Genomic DNA, 14,610 nt, shown 5'->3' on the forward strand with positions numbered 1-14,610 from the left:
AGTTTTGATTCTAATGATGAAACGATTACGGCAAATGTTGATTGGACTGGTGACGGCGGTAACGCTGGTCACCGGCGGCATCAGTAGTTTAAGTGCACCGGTCACGGCTCACGCCGCAACCAGTAGCACCAGTACCACGGTGAATTTGAAGGCCAAGGCGGGGATTGCGGTCGATGCCAAGACCGGCCAGATTCTCTACAGTAAGAACGCGGACCAGACGTTACCCGTGGCGTCGATGACCAAGCTGTTGTCGATCTACATGGTGCTGGACGCCATTCACGCGGGTAAGTTGAAGTGGGACCAGAAGATCACCGTGAACAAGGACATTGCGAAGATTGCCCAAAACACGGACCTATCCAACGTCCCGCTACGAGCCGGTCATCAATACACGGTCAAGGCGCTGTATCAAGCCTCACTGATCTACTCGGCCAATGGTGCTGTGGAAGCCCTGGGAAGTGCGGTCGCAGGTTCGCCCCACGCGTTTGTCACCCAGATGAAGGCTCAGGCCAAGAAGTTGGGGATGACGGACGTTAAGATCTATAACGCCTGTGGGCTGACCAACAAGCAGGTCGGTAACCTCGGTTATAGCAACGTTAAGGGATCCGCGGAGAACGAATGGTCCGCCGCCGACCAAGCCAAGCTGGCCGTGGCGCTGCTGAACAAGTATCCGGAAGTCCTCCAGACCACGAGCATCAAGAAGATGTGGTTTGAAAAGGGAACCAAGGACGCCACGAAGATGGAGAACTGGAACTGGATGTTAAAGGGGCTCTCAGCCGCCTACTCGAAGCTCCACGTCGATGGCCTGAAGACCGGGACGTCCGATGCCGCCGGGGCCAACTTTACCGGGACGGCGAACAACGATAACAACCGGATCGTGACGGTCGTGTTGCACGCGGCCCACAAGTCGGAGACCGATGCCTCACGGTTCCAACAAACCCAGAAGATGATGTCATACGTCTACAATAACTTCAAGACCGTGACCTACAAGGCCGGCGACCAGGTGACCGGCGCCAAGAGCGTCACGACCCACGATGCCAAGGCCAAGACGGCCAAGACGGCGTTGGGTCAGGACGTCAAGCTCTGGATTCGTAACGACCAAGTGGCCAGCAACGTTTCGGCCAAGATCCAGCTGAAGTCCAAATACAGCCATAAGGGTGACTTGGAAGCACCCGTGACCAAGAACACCACGATTGGGACGGCTAACCTATCCTTAAAGGGTGATCAGTTAGGCTTCTTGGGCAATACCAAGACGACCAAGGTGCCGTTGCGGGTGACCCAATCCGTTGAGAAGGCCAACATCTTTGTTCGGATGTGGCGGTCAATTGTCGCACTGTTTTAAATTAAAATAATTGAGAGTCGCTTGCCAATTTGGTGGGCGGCTTTTTTGATTCCTAACCAACGGGAGGGAATTGTCCTGTGCCATCGAAATCATTTGCGGCTATGATAGTCTTATGGCGGCTACTTGATTCTGGTCAAGGTAGCCCGGCGACTGGTCTTCTACAATGAGATCAGCCTTAGAAGAATGGCGAAACGTTGTGACCGGTGAAATTTAATTTATTATGTGTGAGAACGTCAAAACGCCGGTGTTATCGAATTGGTGACGATTTCCAAGAATTGTCGATGGCGTGTTGCTTTTTTGACAAGTCAAGTATTAATGTGCGAAGATACTTTTATTATTAGCTGAAAACGCGCAATTTTAAGGATATTTTGAGGATAAAGGGAGTTGGCATTTGTGAATATGATTAAAGGCGAATGGAATTACATTCGGCATAATCGGTTGATTTTAATCTCCGTTCTTGCCATTATGTTTATTCCATTCCTCTACAGTATCTTCTTTCTGAAGTCGGTCTGGGACCCGTATGGGGAGACCGGCGAACTACCCGTTGCGGTGGTTAATCAGGATAAGCCCGTAACCTATCAGGGGCAGAAATTAAACGTTGGGGATCAGACGATTACCAACTTAAAGAAGAACCACCAATTGGGGTGGAAGTTCGTGTCCGCTAAGACGGCGGCCGATGGGTTGAAACACCACAAGTACTACACGGTGATTACGATCCCCAAGAATTTCTCGGCCAATGCCGCTACGGCACTGAATAAGCATCCCAAGAAGATGACGTTCACCTACAAGACGAACGGCTCGGCGAACTACATTGCCCAAGTGATGAGTGAAGTGGGGTCATCCAAGTTGGATAGCCAAATCCGCGCTAAGGTGACGAAGGCCTACGCCCAAGCAACCTTCAAGCAGATCTACGCTGTCGGGCAGGGGATGGACAAGGCCGCTAAGGGTTCCGCGAAGTTGAAGGACGGGACGGTTACCTTAACTGATGGTCTGAACACCTATACGACCGGGGTTCACACGTTAAATAACGGCCTGCAACAGATGAAGACCTCCGTCAAGCCATTGGCAACCGGGATTCAGAAGTTGTCGACGGGTTCGCAAACCTTGCAGACGGGGCTGGCGAAGTATACCAGCGGCGTTGGGCAGTATGCTAGTGGGGTTAATCAGTATACGAGTGGTGTTGGGCAATTGAGTGCTAAGATGCCAACCATGCAAGCTGGGGCCAATAAGTTAGCTACTGGAGCTAAGACTCTGAATACGGGGACTTATCAGTATGTTGATGGTGTTTACCAGCTTAAAGATGGTGCTCAGCAATTAAATTCAGGAGTTGGTCCACTTAAGAATGGTGTTTCACAGTTAGCAACTGGTAGTAAGAAGCTTAATAGTGGATTGTCAACACTCAATAGTAAATCTGGTGAGTTGAATACTGGTGCAAGTAATTTAGCCGATGGTGCGGCCCAAGTGAGCGCCGGAGTTCAAGAAGTTCAAAGCGAATTAGGCAAGTTGACCGATCCTGATACACAAAAGCAGTTAGCGAGTGCCGGTACCTTACTTACAGAGTTGAATGCTTTAAAGAACGATCCTAGCTTAGTTGCTATGACTACAGCACTGACGCAACCAGTTAAGGATTTAATGGCTGCTGAGGTTCAGATGAATGCCGCATTAAGTGCACAGAGTAAGGCAGCTAAAAGTCTGCAACAAGATGCCTCTGGTTCTGCTACTGCTGGGAATGACTCTACCGCTGTTAACGGGGCAAAGGCAGCTACTGCAAGTGCTCAGAAGACCGCCGAGGAGATTGCTTCTTCAGAGGACAGTGCAAAAACTAAGCAATTAGCAACTAAATTACAGGAGCAATTGCAGACCGCTCAAGCAGAACAGAATAAGATTGATACTTCAACTGGGGATTCTAACGATGGGACTTCAGCTGATGCCTCAGCATTAGAAGCTGCCACTGCTGCTGTTCAGAACGCATCAGGAGAGTTACAGACTGCTTTGACGAAAGTATTGACTGTGGTAAGTAGCACTGGGCTCACGCAGGAACAAGTTGCATCGTTACAAACAACGCTTAGCGATGCTCAGGCAGCTGATCTAACTGCCTTACAATCTAAATTGGGTCAACTGTCAGAACTAGCAAGTGGTACGGATAAAATTAATAAATTGGTTCAGGGAGCCGATGAGTTGAGCTCGGGAGCTAAGACGCTTAATTCTGGGCTTAGTGACTATACAGGTGGTGTCAAGACAGCATTTGATGGCTCAACAACATTGAATAATGGGGTTGCTAGCTTAAATGCCAAGGTTCCGACCTTAACGAACGGTGTTACTAGAATTCTGAATGGATCAGTTAAATTGGCTAAAAAGGGTTCAGCTCTAAAGAGCGGCTCTAACCAACTTTCTACCGGTGCTTCGCAACTAAGTTCTGGTATCAACCAAGCCGCTGTCGGTGTCAACACCCTCAACTCCAAGACCCCACAACTCACCGCCGCCGGCAACAAGTTAACCAGCTCCTCTGGTCAACTCATGAACGGTGCGGGGCAATTAACCTCTGGCTTAAATACGCTGAACAGCAAGGTCCCAACGCTGACCAGTGGGGTTAACCAATTGGCTAATGGGTCGCAGAAGTTGGATGATAACAGTAATCAGTTGATGCAAGGGGCCAAGAAGCTTTCCGATGGGAATGGCACGTTAGCCAAGTCATTGAAGAGTGGGGCTGACCAGATTCAGGCCCAACCGTTGACCAGCAAGACGGCCGACATGTTTGCCGCACCAACCAAGCTGAAGCATGAAAACTACAGTTATGTACCAAACTATGGGCATGCCTTGGCACCTTACGTGCTGTCCGTTGCCCTCTACGTTGGGGCGCTAGTCTTCAACTTTGCCTTCCCAATTCGGAAGGTCTCACGCGAAGGCGGGACTGCCACGGGTTGGTACTTGAGTAAGGTCTCCATTGGCGCAGTCGAAGGACTCGCCATGGGGCTGATTGAACCAGCCTTGATGATGCTAGGTGGTTTGACGGTCGATCACCCAGGTCAGATGATTCTGATCTCCGTGTTCTTCGCCGAGGCGTCGATGTTTATTGTCATGTTCCTGTCGATGTTACTGGATAACCCAGGACGATTCATCGCCATGGTTCTCCTGATGCTTCAACTCGGGGGTTCTGGTGGGACGTTCCCAATGGAAGTGACGAACCACTTCTACAACGTCGTCCACCCATTCCTGCCAATGACTTACTCAATCCTCGGATTCCGGCAAGCCATTACATCGGGGATGTCCGGCATGGTCGGTCAAGCCTTGTGGGTCTTAGCACTCTTTACCGTTCTTGGTTTAGCACTGCTCTGGCCGACAATGTGGTGGCTGCAAAAGAAGCATTTGATGGGAATCTCGCAATTGGATGACAACCAGAAGTTACAAGCGGTTGAAGATCCAAACACGAATGCTCATTCATAAATAGCGTATCTGAAGAGAAATGCAATGTTAGTGTTGCGTTTCTCTTTTTTTGTAAAGTTTTGACGTTATAACGTTATGATGTTAGACTCATGGAAAAGCATTTAGAAGGTGATTACATGAAAAATTCGGCACTGAGCGAAGAACGCCATGTTATCAACATTGGCCATTCTCTAGGTGTGACAATTCCGGCAGATATGATTAAAGCCTTGGGAATTACGAAAGAGACGAAGCTAGAAGTTACGTTGACAGATGATGGTTTGAAAGTCACTAAGAAAAAGGAAATCTTATCGCCGGAATTTGTAGCGGCCATGAATGAAACGCTTGCGGATTATCACGAGGCATTGGAAACACTCAAGAAGAGTGATGAATAGTGCGATATTTAAAAGTAAAGGAATTGATTGCCATTAATACGGCAGTTTTAGCGGGCACGACAGAAAGATCGTTCATTCGTAATGCCAAAGGTTTAGAATCAATCATTGCATTACCGCAACAAGCTTTTTTTGGAGTCGTGGCTTATCCAGAGATTCATCAAAAAATTGGCATTGTTTTTATCAAAATTATCAATCTTCACCCGTTTGAGGATGGCAACAAACGGACGGCTGTTGTGGCCGCACTAGTGATGGCTAAATTGAACGGCTATCAGTTGCGGTTCACAAACCAAGAAATTGCTGAACTTGCACTCAGTGTCGCAGCGACAGATGAAAGTGAACTGAAGTATGAAGATGTGTATGCCATATTTGAAAAACACTTGCGGAAGAAATCTTAACGTCAATTTGTGCCGTGAAGCCACTGGTTTCGCGGCACTTTTTGCGTATAATGAGGGCAGATAAGAGAAAAGAGGGGACAGCATGTCCGTAAAATTTCGTGTCGCGCAGAGTCGCGATCAGGCGGCTATTATTGCCATTTATAACCAGGCGGTGGCGACTAAGGGGAGTACTGCCGATTTAACACCAGTAACGGTGGCCCAACGTCAGCCGTGGTTTGCGGCTTTTACACCGGATCATTTTCCATTGTGGGTGATTGAAAGTGCGGGTGAAGTCGCCGGGTTCGTGGGCCTAGAACCCTACAGTGACCGTGCGGGCTATCGCAATACGGCCGAGGTTGCCTTGTACCTGGATGACCACTATCAAGGCCAACACTTAGGTACCCAGGCCGTTGATTGGATCGCCCAGCAGGCGCCCAGACTAGGCGTGACGACGGTGATCTCTCGCATCTTTGGTCATAATCAAGCGAGTCGGCACCTCTTTGAGAAGGCGGGCTATGACCACTGGGGGCATTTACCGGCAATCGCGGAGATGCAGGGATTTACCGCCGACTTAGAGGTTTATGGGCATCATTTCTAATGCTGTAATAAGTTATGAAAACTTGCTTTGATTTTTCACAAATAGTTCATCAAATCAAGGATTGTCGGGGCTCATCCTTGATAAATATTGTATATGTTATATGAAAATGACGTGAAACATGTTAAAATATCATCGTGTGGTTTTATGCATAACGGGGGAACCCGTTAGGTTGCTTCATATCTCAGAGTATTCGACGGAGGCAAACATTCTTGAATAAACGACGGCCAAACCCCAAGCAAGTGCCGGACCCCAATGAACCCTTATGGCGGTCGACACTGCGGGTAGCCATGCCCCTTAACTTAAGTTACATACCGATTGGGCTGGCTTGTGGGATTTTGCTACACGCGGCAGGGTTCAATACCTTACTGACTGGATTGGTTTCTTTGTTGATCTTTTCCGGTGGGGCACAATTTTTAATTGCCACGATGTTGACTATTAATCCCCCATTACTATCAATTGTTTTGATGCTGTTTTTCCTGGAATTACGGTATGCATTACTGAGTTCGAGTTTATCGCCATACTTAAAGGGCTCATCTAACCGCTTCTTGTTCATGTTCGCGGTTTCGTTAAACGATGAAAACTATGCCATTAACTATTTGAAATTTGCCACGGATAAAAAGTGGACGGGCAGAGAAGCGCTGATGGTAGAACACTATTCGTTGCTCTTCTGGGCGGCTAGCAACGTTGTCGGGAGTCTGATTGGCAGTGCCTTGAAGATTGACCTCAGCATCGTCAACTTTGCGCTGACGGCGTTGTTCTTGTACATGATTGTCATGCAGATCAAGAACCGCTTGACGATTGTGATTTGCCTGATTTCAGGGGTGCTCGCAGCGGTCTGCATGATGCTGACCAAGAGCACGTTAGGGTTGGTTATTTCGACAATTATTGCTTCACTGATTGGTTTTGGCTTGGAGGCCACGCTCCGCAAGAAATTGCCCGACAGTCATTGGCTGTGGCGCTTGCGCAGTCCGGGGTCCAAGAAGGAAGCCGTGGAGCATTCGGATGCTAATTAGGACACAGGGAGAGCTATATGAACGCAGTTAATACGTGGAACAGTACGCAACATTTTTGGCTAATTATCTTAGGCTTTATTGTGGCCTTTATCCCGCGTTTCTTCCCGCTGATGTTGTTCACCAAGCGGGCGATTCCGGAATGGTTTAACGAATGGATGAAGTTCGTGCCGGTATCACTGTTTACGGCGCTGGTCGTAAAGGATATCTTTATTGACAGTGCGAGCTACGCATTGTTGTTAAATAAGTATTCGGAAATGCTGGCGGCGGTCGTGGTCATTATTGTGGCCTACCGCACCCGCTCGATGGCCATCTCGGTGATCGTGGGTCTGATTGGCGTCTTCATTCTATCGATGTTCATGGCGTGACTAAATTTTTAAATGAGTGGGCCTTGCCGGTTGGTGAGGTCCTTTTTTGAAGAATTAAATGGCTTGGTCAACCGGTGTCGGTGGGATCATCCATCGGCAACTAGTCCATTCACAAGGTCGCAACTACTTAAAAATCAAGCAAAATACTTTTGATTTCAATCAAAGGATAAATAAAAAATCTTAATCTTTTCTGAAATGTACGTTCACCTAATTAGTCGCCAGTATGTGTTATACTTGATCCAACCTTTAGGTGAAATGGAGTGGTGGCATTAGAACGTTGGCTGAAGATTAGGCGTTATCTCAACTTAACTCAAGCTATGGAACTATTCTAAATGAGTCGATAGTATCAGCGCTTAGCCAATCGAGTGAGCAGATGGATATTTGGTCATGAACTTCCACTGAATAGTTTGAGAATCAATCATGCCCTATACAAGGTATAAACCAACAAAAATCGGAGTGTATTAATATCAATGAAGTCTAAAATTGCTAACTTAATTGTAGGGCTAAACTTAGTTGTGGCTTTTACAAGCATATTTGCAACAGCCACAGTGCCCTCTTATTATACAAGTACTGGTTTTGAATTAAGGTGGCGGGCAATGCCGCTCATTCTATTCGTCACAATTGCAGTAATTTCAATAGGCTTGTTTGCACTAATCAAATCCCATGAAAAAGTAGTCGCTGTGACGTCACTTCTTAGTTTTCTTATCATGGCCACGTATATCGGAGTGAATAATTTTGCGTACGGGAAAATGTTATTGCTAGTTCTGCTAGGATTAAATGTCATTGCTTTTATTTGGTTTTTTAAAGCTAAACTGTGATATTCGAGTGGTAATGCCGAATTATCTGCGTATCGTTTGTAACGGAGAAAGGGCACTCTCTATTGGCGTGTCGTTGTATTCAATTTACGGGTATGAAAGGATAATTCTGTTCTGGCACTTGATGGCCACTTGTGTGATTAATTTTGTGGTGTAGAATGGCGATAATCTGTCTCCCAAAAACACCACCTGACCGAGTGATCAATCCCAGTCAGGTGGTGCTTTTAGCTTCAGGTGATCCGCGGTCACCCGAACATTTGAATTAGTCCGTTACTTGAGCATGATCGTGGGTGTCATCGTACATGTAGTCCCGCGTCATGGGTAACATCCGGGCAGAAGGGCCCTTCGAAATCAAATACTGAATCACGTCAATATTACCAGACTTGAACGATGCCGCGCAAGCTTGGAGATAAAGATCCCACATCCGGACGAACTTTTCGTCAAACATCTTGGCCACTTCGTCACGGTGTTCGTTGAAGTTCTGATCCCAAATTTCAACCGTCTTTTGATAATGCCGACGGAGAGGTTCCATATCATCGATTTGTAGACCGCTTTCGATGATGTGAGTGGTGTTTTCAATCAAACCAGGGACGTAGCCACCTGGGAAGATCCATTTGTTTAACCAGCCATTGTTGGCCCCACCCTGTTGCCGGGTAATCCCGTGGATGAGGGCAACCCCATCGTTGGTCAAGTATTTCTGAACGCAGTCGAAGTATTGACCTAAGTTCTCTTGGCCCACGTGTTCGAACATGCCGACAGACGTGATGTAGTCCCACGTTTCGTGGCCCAATTCGCGGTAGTCTTCCAGACGAACTTCGGCGACGTCGTTGAGGCCTTCGTCTTGGATGCGTTGGTTCACGTAGTCGTATTGTTCCTGACTCAGGGTAATCCCGGTGACGTGCAGACCGTATTCCTTGGCCGCCGTCAGCATCAGGGTACCCCAGCCACAGCCAATATCAAGCAACGTGTTGCCCGGCTTCGGGTTGAGCTTCTTGATAATGTGGTGGACCTTGTTAACCTGTGCGGTATACAAATCATCATCGGGTGATTCAAAGTAGGCACAGGAGTAAGTCATGGTGTCGTCCAACCAGAGTTGATAGAAGTTATTCCCAATATCGTAGTGGTTTTGGACATCTTCCTTGCTCTCTTTTTCAGTGTGCTTTTGCTTAGGCAGGAAGTGAATGAACTTGGAATTGTGGAAGAAGCTATCGGCGTTTTCGTAAGCGGCCGTCAGCAGGTCTTCGATACTCCCATCAATTTCAATCTTACCATCCATGATGGCTTCCCCCAGCGCAATGGATGCGTTGCGGGAGATTTCCTTAACCGGGATGGCCTCGTGAATGGTGATGGTGATGTCAGGAGTGCCGGTCCCGTAGACATCGCTGGATCCGTCCCAATAGTTGACACGGACAGGGATGTTGAAGGTGTGACTCAGAAACGTTTTGTAGAAAGTTTTTTCAAGCATGTCAGGGGTCCTTTCCGGTTTCGTCAGCAAATACTGAAGAAACAAAATTACCATGCCATTATACGCCTATCGTCCCCTAAAACGTAAGGGGGAAGCCTTCAATGAAAACGCTTAACATTTTCTGTGGCTGATTCGGTCTTGTAAAATTCACCGATTCCCGGAACAGGCATGGTATAATAAGACCATAATTAACCAGCGGAGGTCTTTCACTTTGAAAAAATGGGTATGGGTCGTGGCGACAATCGTTGTGGCACTGCTGATTGGTGGTTACGCGTATTCGAATCATCACGCGACGGCCAAAGAGTACCAAGCGGCAATGGCCAACGGGCGTACTGCGATTGAGAGTAAACATTATACGCAAGCTGAGAGCTATTTCCAAAACGCACTCAAGCGGCGATTAAACGATAAGACGGCACAGCGGTACTTAACCCAAACACAGCGTTATGTGGACGGTGAGGACGCGCTAGAAGCCCGTCACTTCAGTACAGCTGAGAATCACTATGCGGCCGTCAAAGCGACGACTAACGGCTCGTCCGTGCTCGTGACGCGGGCCAAGGACCGCTACAAGCAGGTCAAGGCCATTAAGGCCAACGTCAAGCAGTTCAAGCAGCTCTTAAGCAAGGCACAAGGGGAGAACAAGGCGCTGAACTATGGGCAATCGAACACGACGTTGGATGAACTCTTTAATAACGCGAAGTTCCGTCAAAGCTACTACAAGAATCTGTATGACCAAGCCTTGGCCTTACGCAAAGCCAACAACGCCGGTCAGACCAGTCAAACGAGTTCGGCGGCCGTTGCGGCTTCCTCATCGACAGCCGCAAGTAGCCCGTCAACCAGCAGTTCCAGCGCGTCGCTGACGTCTTCAGAAAAGCAGGCGGCCAAGAATTATTCTGGGAGCAACGAATACACGGTGACCCAGAGTCAAAAGGAACTGGATGGCAAGACCATCACGGCCCAACAGATTACCAGCGCGCGCAAGACCATTGATTCTGCGGGTGGTAATGCCAGCGCGATGAGTGATCAGGACGTGCGGGTGGCCATGCAACAGGCGGCCAAGAAGAACGTGTCCTTGGCAAAATACACGAGTCAATATTTGAAATAGTCCTGAATTTCGAGGGAACGCTACGTAGGTGGCGTTCCTTTTTATTTGCCGCGGTCACGGCTGACCCCGAAATTCCCATTAATTGCGGAAATTTGGCAATTTGGTAAGAAACCTTACCATTTTGAACTTATGAGTCTTAGAATTTGACAGGATGGTAAGTTTAGCGAACAAATAGTTCAACCGGGTGTATAATATAAATAATCAGTCAGCAAGTGATTTAACCGTTGAAATGTCAGTAGTCACGCGGACTTTCGGCTGTCACTAGATGAAATGCCCCAAAAAACTTCACAAGTCGTTTTTCATGCCAAATTAGATAGTGTGTTTTACTATGTATTTAGAATCAGGAAATTCTACTAAGGGGGGTAGAGTAACGTGCCTGATCACTGGCTAGGTGAGCACCAATCTTGGGGGATGGGGCGAGACCTAAAAACTGATTTGATTCCCAAATCACCACGAAGCTAGTATGGTTAGATGCGTTACAGAAAATTATGATTATCAACAAACATATCATGCGTACGACAAACGAGAAGCAGGTTCTTCAGCAGATTGTGAACGCAGGTCCGATTTCACGTAGTCAAATTTCCCGGAATCTTAGTTTAAATAAAGTGACGGTTTCCGATATTTACAGCCAGTTACTGCATGAGGGCCTGATCCGTGAGGTTGGTCACGGGGTCAGCACGCGTAACGGTGGCCGGAAACCAGTCATGGCATTGCTAAACGTGGGGTATGGCTATGTCATCAGTATTAACATTTTGCGGCAACGGTTCTCAATGATTAGCAGTCAACTGGATGGCCGCTCGGAGAATTATGCCAGTGTTTCAACCCGTGATGTTGATTTAACCACGGTCCTGGACATGATTGATGAGAAGATTGCGGCTACTGTGGCCGAGAATGATAGTCGCCTGCTGGGCATTGCGTTTGGCCTGGACGGCATCATCTACGAAAATCAGATCTTAGGGGCCTCATTGAAGGGCTTCAAGAACTTCGATTTGGCGAAATACTTCAGTGACAAGTTCCAAGTGCCCGTTATTTTAGAGAACTTGGCCAATGAATCCGCCATTTATGAACGGGATTTTGCCGGTGAAGGTATCTATAAGAACTTGATCTCCGTGACCATTCGGGACCAGGTTTCGGCCGGAATCGTGACGGAAGGCCATCTGTATCGGGGTCACAACGGCGAGGCCGGCAACATCGGCACGTGCCCGTTGGCGGATCGCTATCAAGAAAAGGAAATGCGGACGGTTAACCAGTATGTCGCCGAAGGAACGGTTCTACAACGGATCATGGCCTATCAGAAGTTGGACCACGTGGACGTTAACCGGATTCGGCGGGACTACTTGGGCCATCGCCCAGAGTTGTTGGCGATCCTGGATGAATTCTCCTTCTATCTAGCGAAGGTCTTGGGCAACCTGTCAAACACCTTTGCGCCGGATGCGATTATTGTCAACGCACCAATTTTGGAACTTTTGCCCGAGATGATGGACTGCGTCAGAAAGTACGTGGATGACTTGGCGATTATCCGCAAGGCACCGCTACTGTTAACCAAGAACGCCAAGGAAGCTTCTTTAAAGGGTGGGGCTTCGGCCATCATTCACCGGGCCTTGGCCTTGGATGACCTGCAATTGACGTTTAGCAATCAGCGGTCGGCAGTTTTAGAGGGCGTAGAATCATAAAGAGAAATTGAGGAGAACCGTGATGACTGGCTGTTGGCAGGCCGCTAGTCATTGCGGTTTTTTGTTTAATCCGAGACCAGTGAACGCCCGAAGTGGCCTCAGGTCAGGAATGAGTTAGAGAATCGCGGACAATGCGGTATAATAAAATGAAGAAGGGAATGGGGGATTTATAATTGAGTTTATGGGAACGGTTTATCGCTAACGTACGACTACGCCGTTTCACGGTGCTAGTTGTCCTAATCTTCATCTTGTGGCTAATTCGGGCCGAGATGAACATGATTCTACTCACGTTTATTTTTACTTTCTTAATCCTGCAACTGGTCAAGGCCGTGCGTAAGGTGGTAAAACTACCGCCGGCGTTGATCGTTTCGGCCGCCTATATCATCTTCATTGGCGCGCTCTATTGGGCCATCACGACTTACTTGCCAACACTGATTACGTCAACGGTGAAGGGTGGGGAGACCCTGTTTAAGTTCTATCAAAGTCCGCAGACGGATAATAATGAAATTATTCGGTGGATCTCGGACTACATCAAGAGTTCAGACATTGTCAATCAACTCCAAAATGGTGCCAAGGTGGTCTTAACCTACATCTCAACGATTGGGACCTTTGGGGTGACCCTCTTCATGTCATTGATTCTCAGTTACTTCTTTACGATTGAGAGTAAACAGATGGCGGCCTTTTCCAAGCATTTCTTGACGAGTACGTATGGCTGGATCTTCCAAGATATTAATTTCTTTGCGACGAAATTCGTCAATACATTTGGGATCGTCTTGGAAGCCCAATTCTTTATTGCGCTGTGCAATACGGTGATTACGACGGTGGTGCTGGCGATTATGCACATGCCCCAGCTACCAACGCTGGCCATCATGATCTTCATCCTGAGCCTGATTCCAGTCGCCGGGGTGATTGTCTCCGTTATCCCGCTGGCGATTCTGGGATACTCGGTCGGTGGGGTCCGCTACATCGTCTATATTCTGGTGATGATCGTGGTGGTTCACGCCTTAGAAGCTTACGTGCTGAACCCGAAGTTTATGTCGAGTCGGACCGAATTGCCGATCTTCTACACGTTCGTGGTGTTACTGGCGGGCGAGCAGTTGTTTGGCGTTTGGGGCCTGATCGTGGGGGTACCAATCTTCACGTTCTTCCTGGATATTCTAGGCGTTCGGCCGGTCCATGGCTTGCATCCGCGGCCACAGGTCGATGTGAAAAAGATTCGTGAGTACCGGCAACACCATGGTAAGAATAGTGATACGGATGAACATCAGAAATAAGTCTGAAGAAATCGTTCTGGCCCAAGCAGCGTTGTGGGCAGACGATTTTTTTAGTGAAATCTGCTAAGTAAGCGGTGTCAAAAAAAGAACCGCTCAATAAAGCTGAAATTACCCGCTGGATGGTGTAAAATAACAAGGTATTCTACCAAAGAAAGAGGTTATAAGTGATGGCAAAATTAGTATTGATTCGCCACGGCCAAAGTGAATGGAACTTAGCCAACAAGTTCACTGGTTGGGTTGACGTTGATTTAAGCGAAAAGGGTGTCGAAGAAGCCAAGGCAGCTGGTCAAAAGATCAAGGAATCTGGCATGAAGTTCGATTACGCCTACACGTCAGTTCTGAAGCGGGCAATCAAGACGTTACACTACGTTTTGGAAGAATCTGACCAACTTTGGATTCCAGAAACCAAGACTTGGCGTTTAAACGAACGTCACTACGGTGCTTTACAAGGCCTGAACAAGAAGGAAACCGCTGAAAAGTACGGCGATGACCAAGTCCACATTTGGCGTCGTTCTTACGATGTCTTGCCACCACTCTTGGCTGCGGACGCTGAAGGTTCAGCTGTGAAGGATCCTCGTTACGCAAACTTGGACCCGAACATCGTTCCTGGTGGGGAAAACTTAAAGGTTACCCTGGAACGCGTTATGCCATTTTGGGAAGACCAAATCGCACCAAAGCTGCTTGACGGCAAGAACGTGATCATCGCCGCTCACGGTAACTCACTGCGTGCCCTTTCCAAGTACATCGAACGGATCAGTGATGATGACATCATGAACC

12 protein-coding genes are annotated in these 14,610 nt (G+C 47.9%); 11 read left to right on the forward strand and 1 reads right to left on the reverse strand.

The window, feature by feature from the left end; genetic code table 11:
* The first annotated feature begins 16 nt into the window (after positions 1-16).
* The 7 genes from HEQ50_RS06195 to HEQ50_RS06225 all read left to right on the forward strand — a co-directional run bounded on the left by HEQ50_RS06195 (position 17) and on the right by HEQ50_RS06225 (position 7,504).
* The gene (locus HEQ50_RS06195) at positions 17-1,339 is read left to right on the forward strand and encodes a serine hydrolase (protein ID WP_168899670.1); all 1,323 of its coding nucleotides are present in this window, start codon (positions 17-19) and stop codon (positions 1,337-1,339) included.
* Between the two features lie 399 nt (positions 1,340-1,738).
* The gene (locus tag HEQ50_RS06200; RefSeq protein ID WP_211089233.1) at positions 1,739-4,783 is read left to right on the forward strand and encodes a YhgE/Pip domain-containing protein; all 3,045 of its coding nucleotides are present in this window, start codon (positions 1,739-1,741) and stop codon (positions 4,781-4,783) included.
* Between the two features lie 89 nt (positions 4,784-4,872).
* Positions 4,873-5,154 carry an AbrB/MazE/SpoVT family DNA-binding domain-containing protein gene (locus tag HEQ50_RS06205; protein WP_168899661.1) on the forward strand — a complete coding sequence of 94 codons (282 nt, stop codon included), beginning with the start codon at positions 4,873-4,875 and terminating at the stop codon, positions 5,152-5,154.
* Positions 5,154-5,549, forward strand: a complete 396-nt coding sequence (locus HEQ50_RS06210) for a type II toxin-antitoxin system death-on-curing family toxin (protein ID WP_168899662.1) — start codon at positions 5,154-5,156, stop codon at positions 5,547-5,549. The genes HEQ50_RS06205 and HEQ50_RS06210 overlap by 1 nt, the downstream gene beginning before the upstream one ends.
* 82 nt (positions 5,550-5,631) lie before the next feature.
* Positions 5,632-6,126, forward strand: coding sequence for a GNAT family N-acetyltransferase (locus HEQ50_RS06215; protein ID WP_168899663.1), 495 nt, complete (start codon positions 5,632-5,634; stop codon positions 6,124-6,126).
* A gap of 287 nt (positions 6,127-6,413) precedes the next feature.
* The gene (locus tag HEQ50_RS06220) at positions 6,414-7,139 is read left to right on the forward strand and encodes an AzlC family ABC transporter permease (protein ID WP_232842698.1); all 726 of its coding nucleotides are present in this window, start codon (positions 6,414-6,416) and stop codon (positions 7,137-7,139) included.
* Positions 7,140-7,156: 17 nt separating this feature from the next.
* Positions 7,157-7,504, forward strand: coding sequence for an AzlD domain-containing protein (locus HEQ50_RS06225; protein ID WP_057732216.1), 348 nt, complete (start codon positions 7,157-7,159; stop codon positions 7,502-7,504).
* Positions 7,505-8,581: 1,077 nt separating this feature from the next.
* Here the strand turns inward: HEQ50_RS06225 and HEQ50_RS06230 are convergent.
* Positions 8,582-9,784 (reverse strand): cyclopropane-fatty-acyl-phospholipid synthase family protein, encoded by a 1,203-nt coding sequence (locus tag HEQ50_RS06230; RefSeq protein ID WP_168899665.1) that lies wholly within the window; start codon positions 9,782-9,784, stop codon positions 8,582-8,584.
* A gap of 211 nt (positions 9,785-9,995) precedes the next feature.
* On the opposite strand from HEQ50_RS06230, the gene HEQ50_RS06235 reads away from it, so the two are divergent.
* From HEQ50_RS06235 to HEQ50_RS06250, 4 genes are all read left to right on the forward strand, one after another.
* Positions 9,996-10,886, forward strand: a complete 891-nt coding sequence (locus HEQ50_RS06235; RefSeq protein WP_168899666.1) for a hypothetical protein — start codon at positions 9,996-9,998, stop codon at positions 10,884-10,886.
* Between the two features lie 509 nt (positions 10,887-11,395).
* On the forward strand, positions 11,396-12,559 hold the full coding sequence (locus HEQ50_RS06240; RefSeq protein ID WP_232842694.1) for an ROK family protein: 1,164 nt from the start codon (positions 11,396-11,398) through the stop codon (positions 12,557-12,559).
* Positions 12,560-12,732: 173 nt separating this feature from the next.
* Entirely contained in the window at positions 12,733-13,833 is a 1,101-nt protein-coding gene (locus tag HEQ50_RS06245) for an AI-2E family transporter (RefSeq protein WP_168899668.1), read from the forward strand.
* 167 nt (positions 13,834-14,000) lie between these two features.
* Positions 14,001-14,610, forward strand: a 610-nt coding sequence (locus HEQ50_RS06250; RefSeq protein WP_168899669.1) for a 2,3-diphosphoglycerate-dependent phosphoglycerate mutase, incomplete at its 3' end; no start/stop codon positions are given.

It is taken from the genome of Lactobacillus sp. HBUAS51381 (assembly GCF_012641095.1).
GTDB lineage: Bacteria > Bacillota > Bacilli > Lactobacillales > Lactobacillaceae > Levilactobacillus.

Bases quoted from the DNA above. Each gene is read 5' to 3' on its own strand.
- HEQ50_RS06200 (WP_211089233.1), top strand. From the start codon at position 1,739: ATGATTAAAGGCGAATGGAATTACATTCGGCATAATCGGTTGATTTTA.
- HEQ50_RS06195 (WP_168899670.1), top strand. From the start codon at position 17: ATGAAACGATTACGGCAAATGTTGATTGGACTGGTGACGGCGGTAACG.
- HEQ50_RS06215 (WP_168899663.1), top strand. From the start codon at position 5,632: ATGTCCGTAAAATTTCGTGTCGCGCAGAGTCGCGATCAGGCGGCTATT.
- HEQ50_RS06205 (WP_168899661.1), top strand. From the start codon at position 4,873: ATGGAAAAGCATTTAGAAGGTGATTACATGAAAAATTCGGCACTGAGC.
- HEQ50_RS06230 (WP_168899665.1), bottom strand. From the start codon at position 9,784: ATGCTTGAAAAAACTTTCTACAAAACGTTTCTGAGTCACACCTTCAAC.
- HEQ50_RS06220 (WP_232842698.1), top strand. From the start codon at position 6,414: ATGCCCCTTAACTTAAGTTACATACCGATTGGGCTGGCTTGTGGGATT.
- HEQ50_RS06225 (WP_057732216.1), top strand. From the start codon at position 7,157: ATGAACGCAGTTAATACGTGGAACAGTACGCAACATTTTTGGCTAATT.
- HEQ50_RS06240 (WP_232842694.1), top strand. From the start codon at position 11,396: ATGCGTACGACAAACGAGAAGCAGGTTCTTCAGCAGATTGTGAACGCA.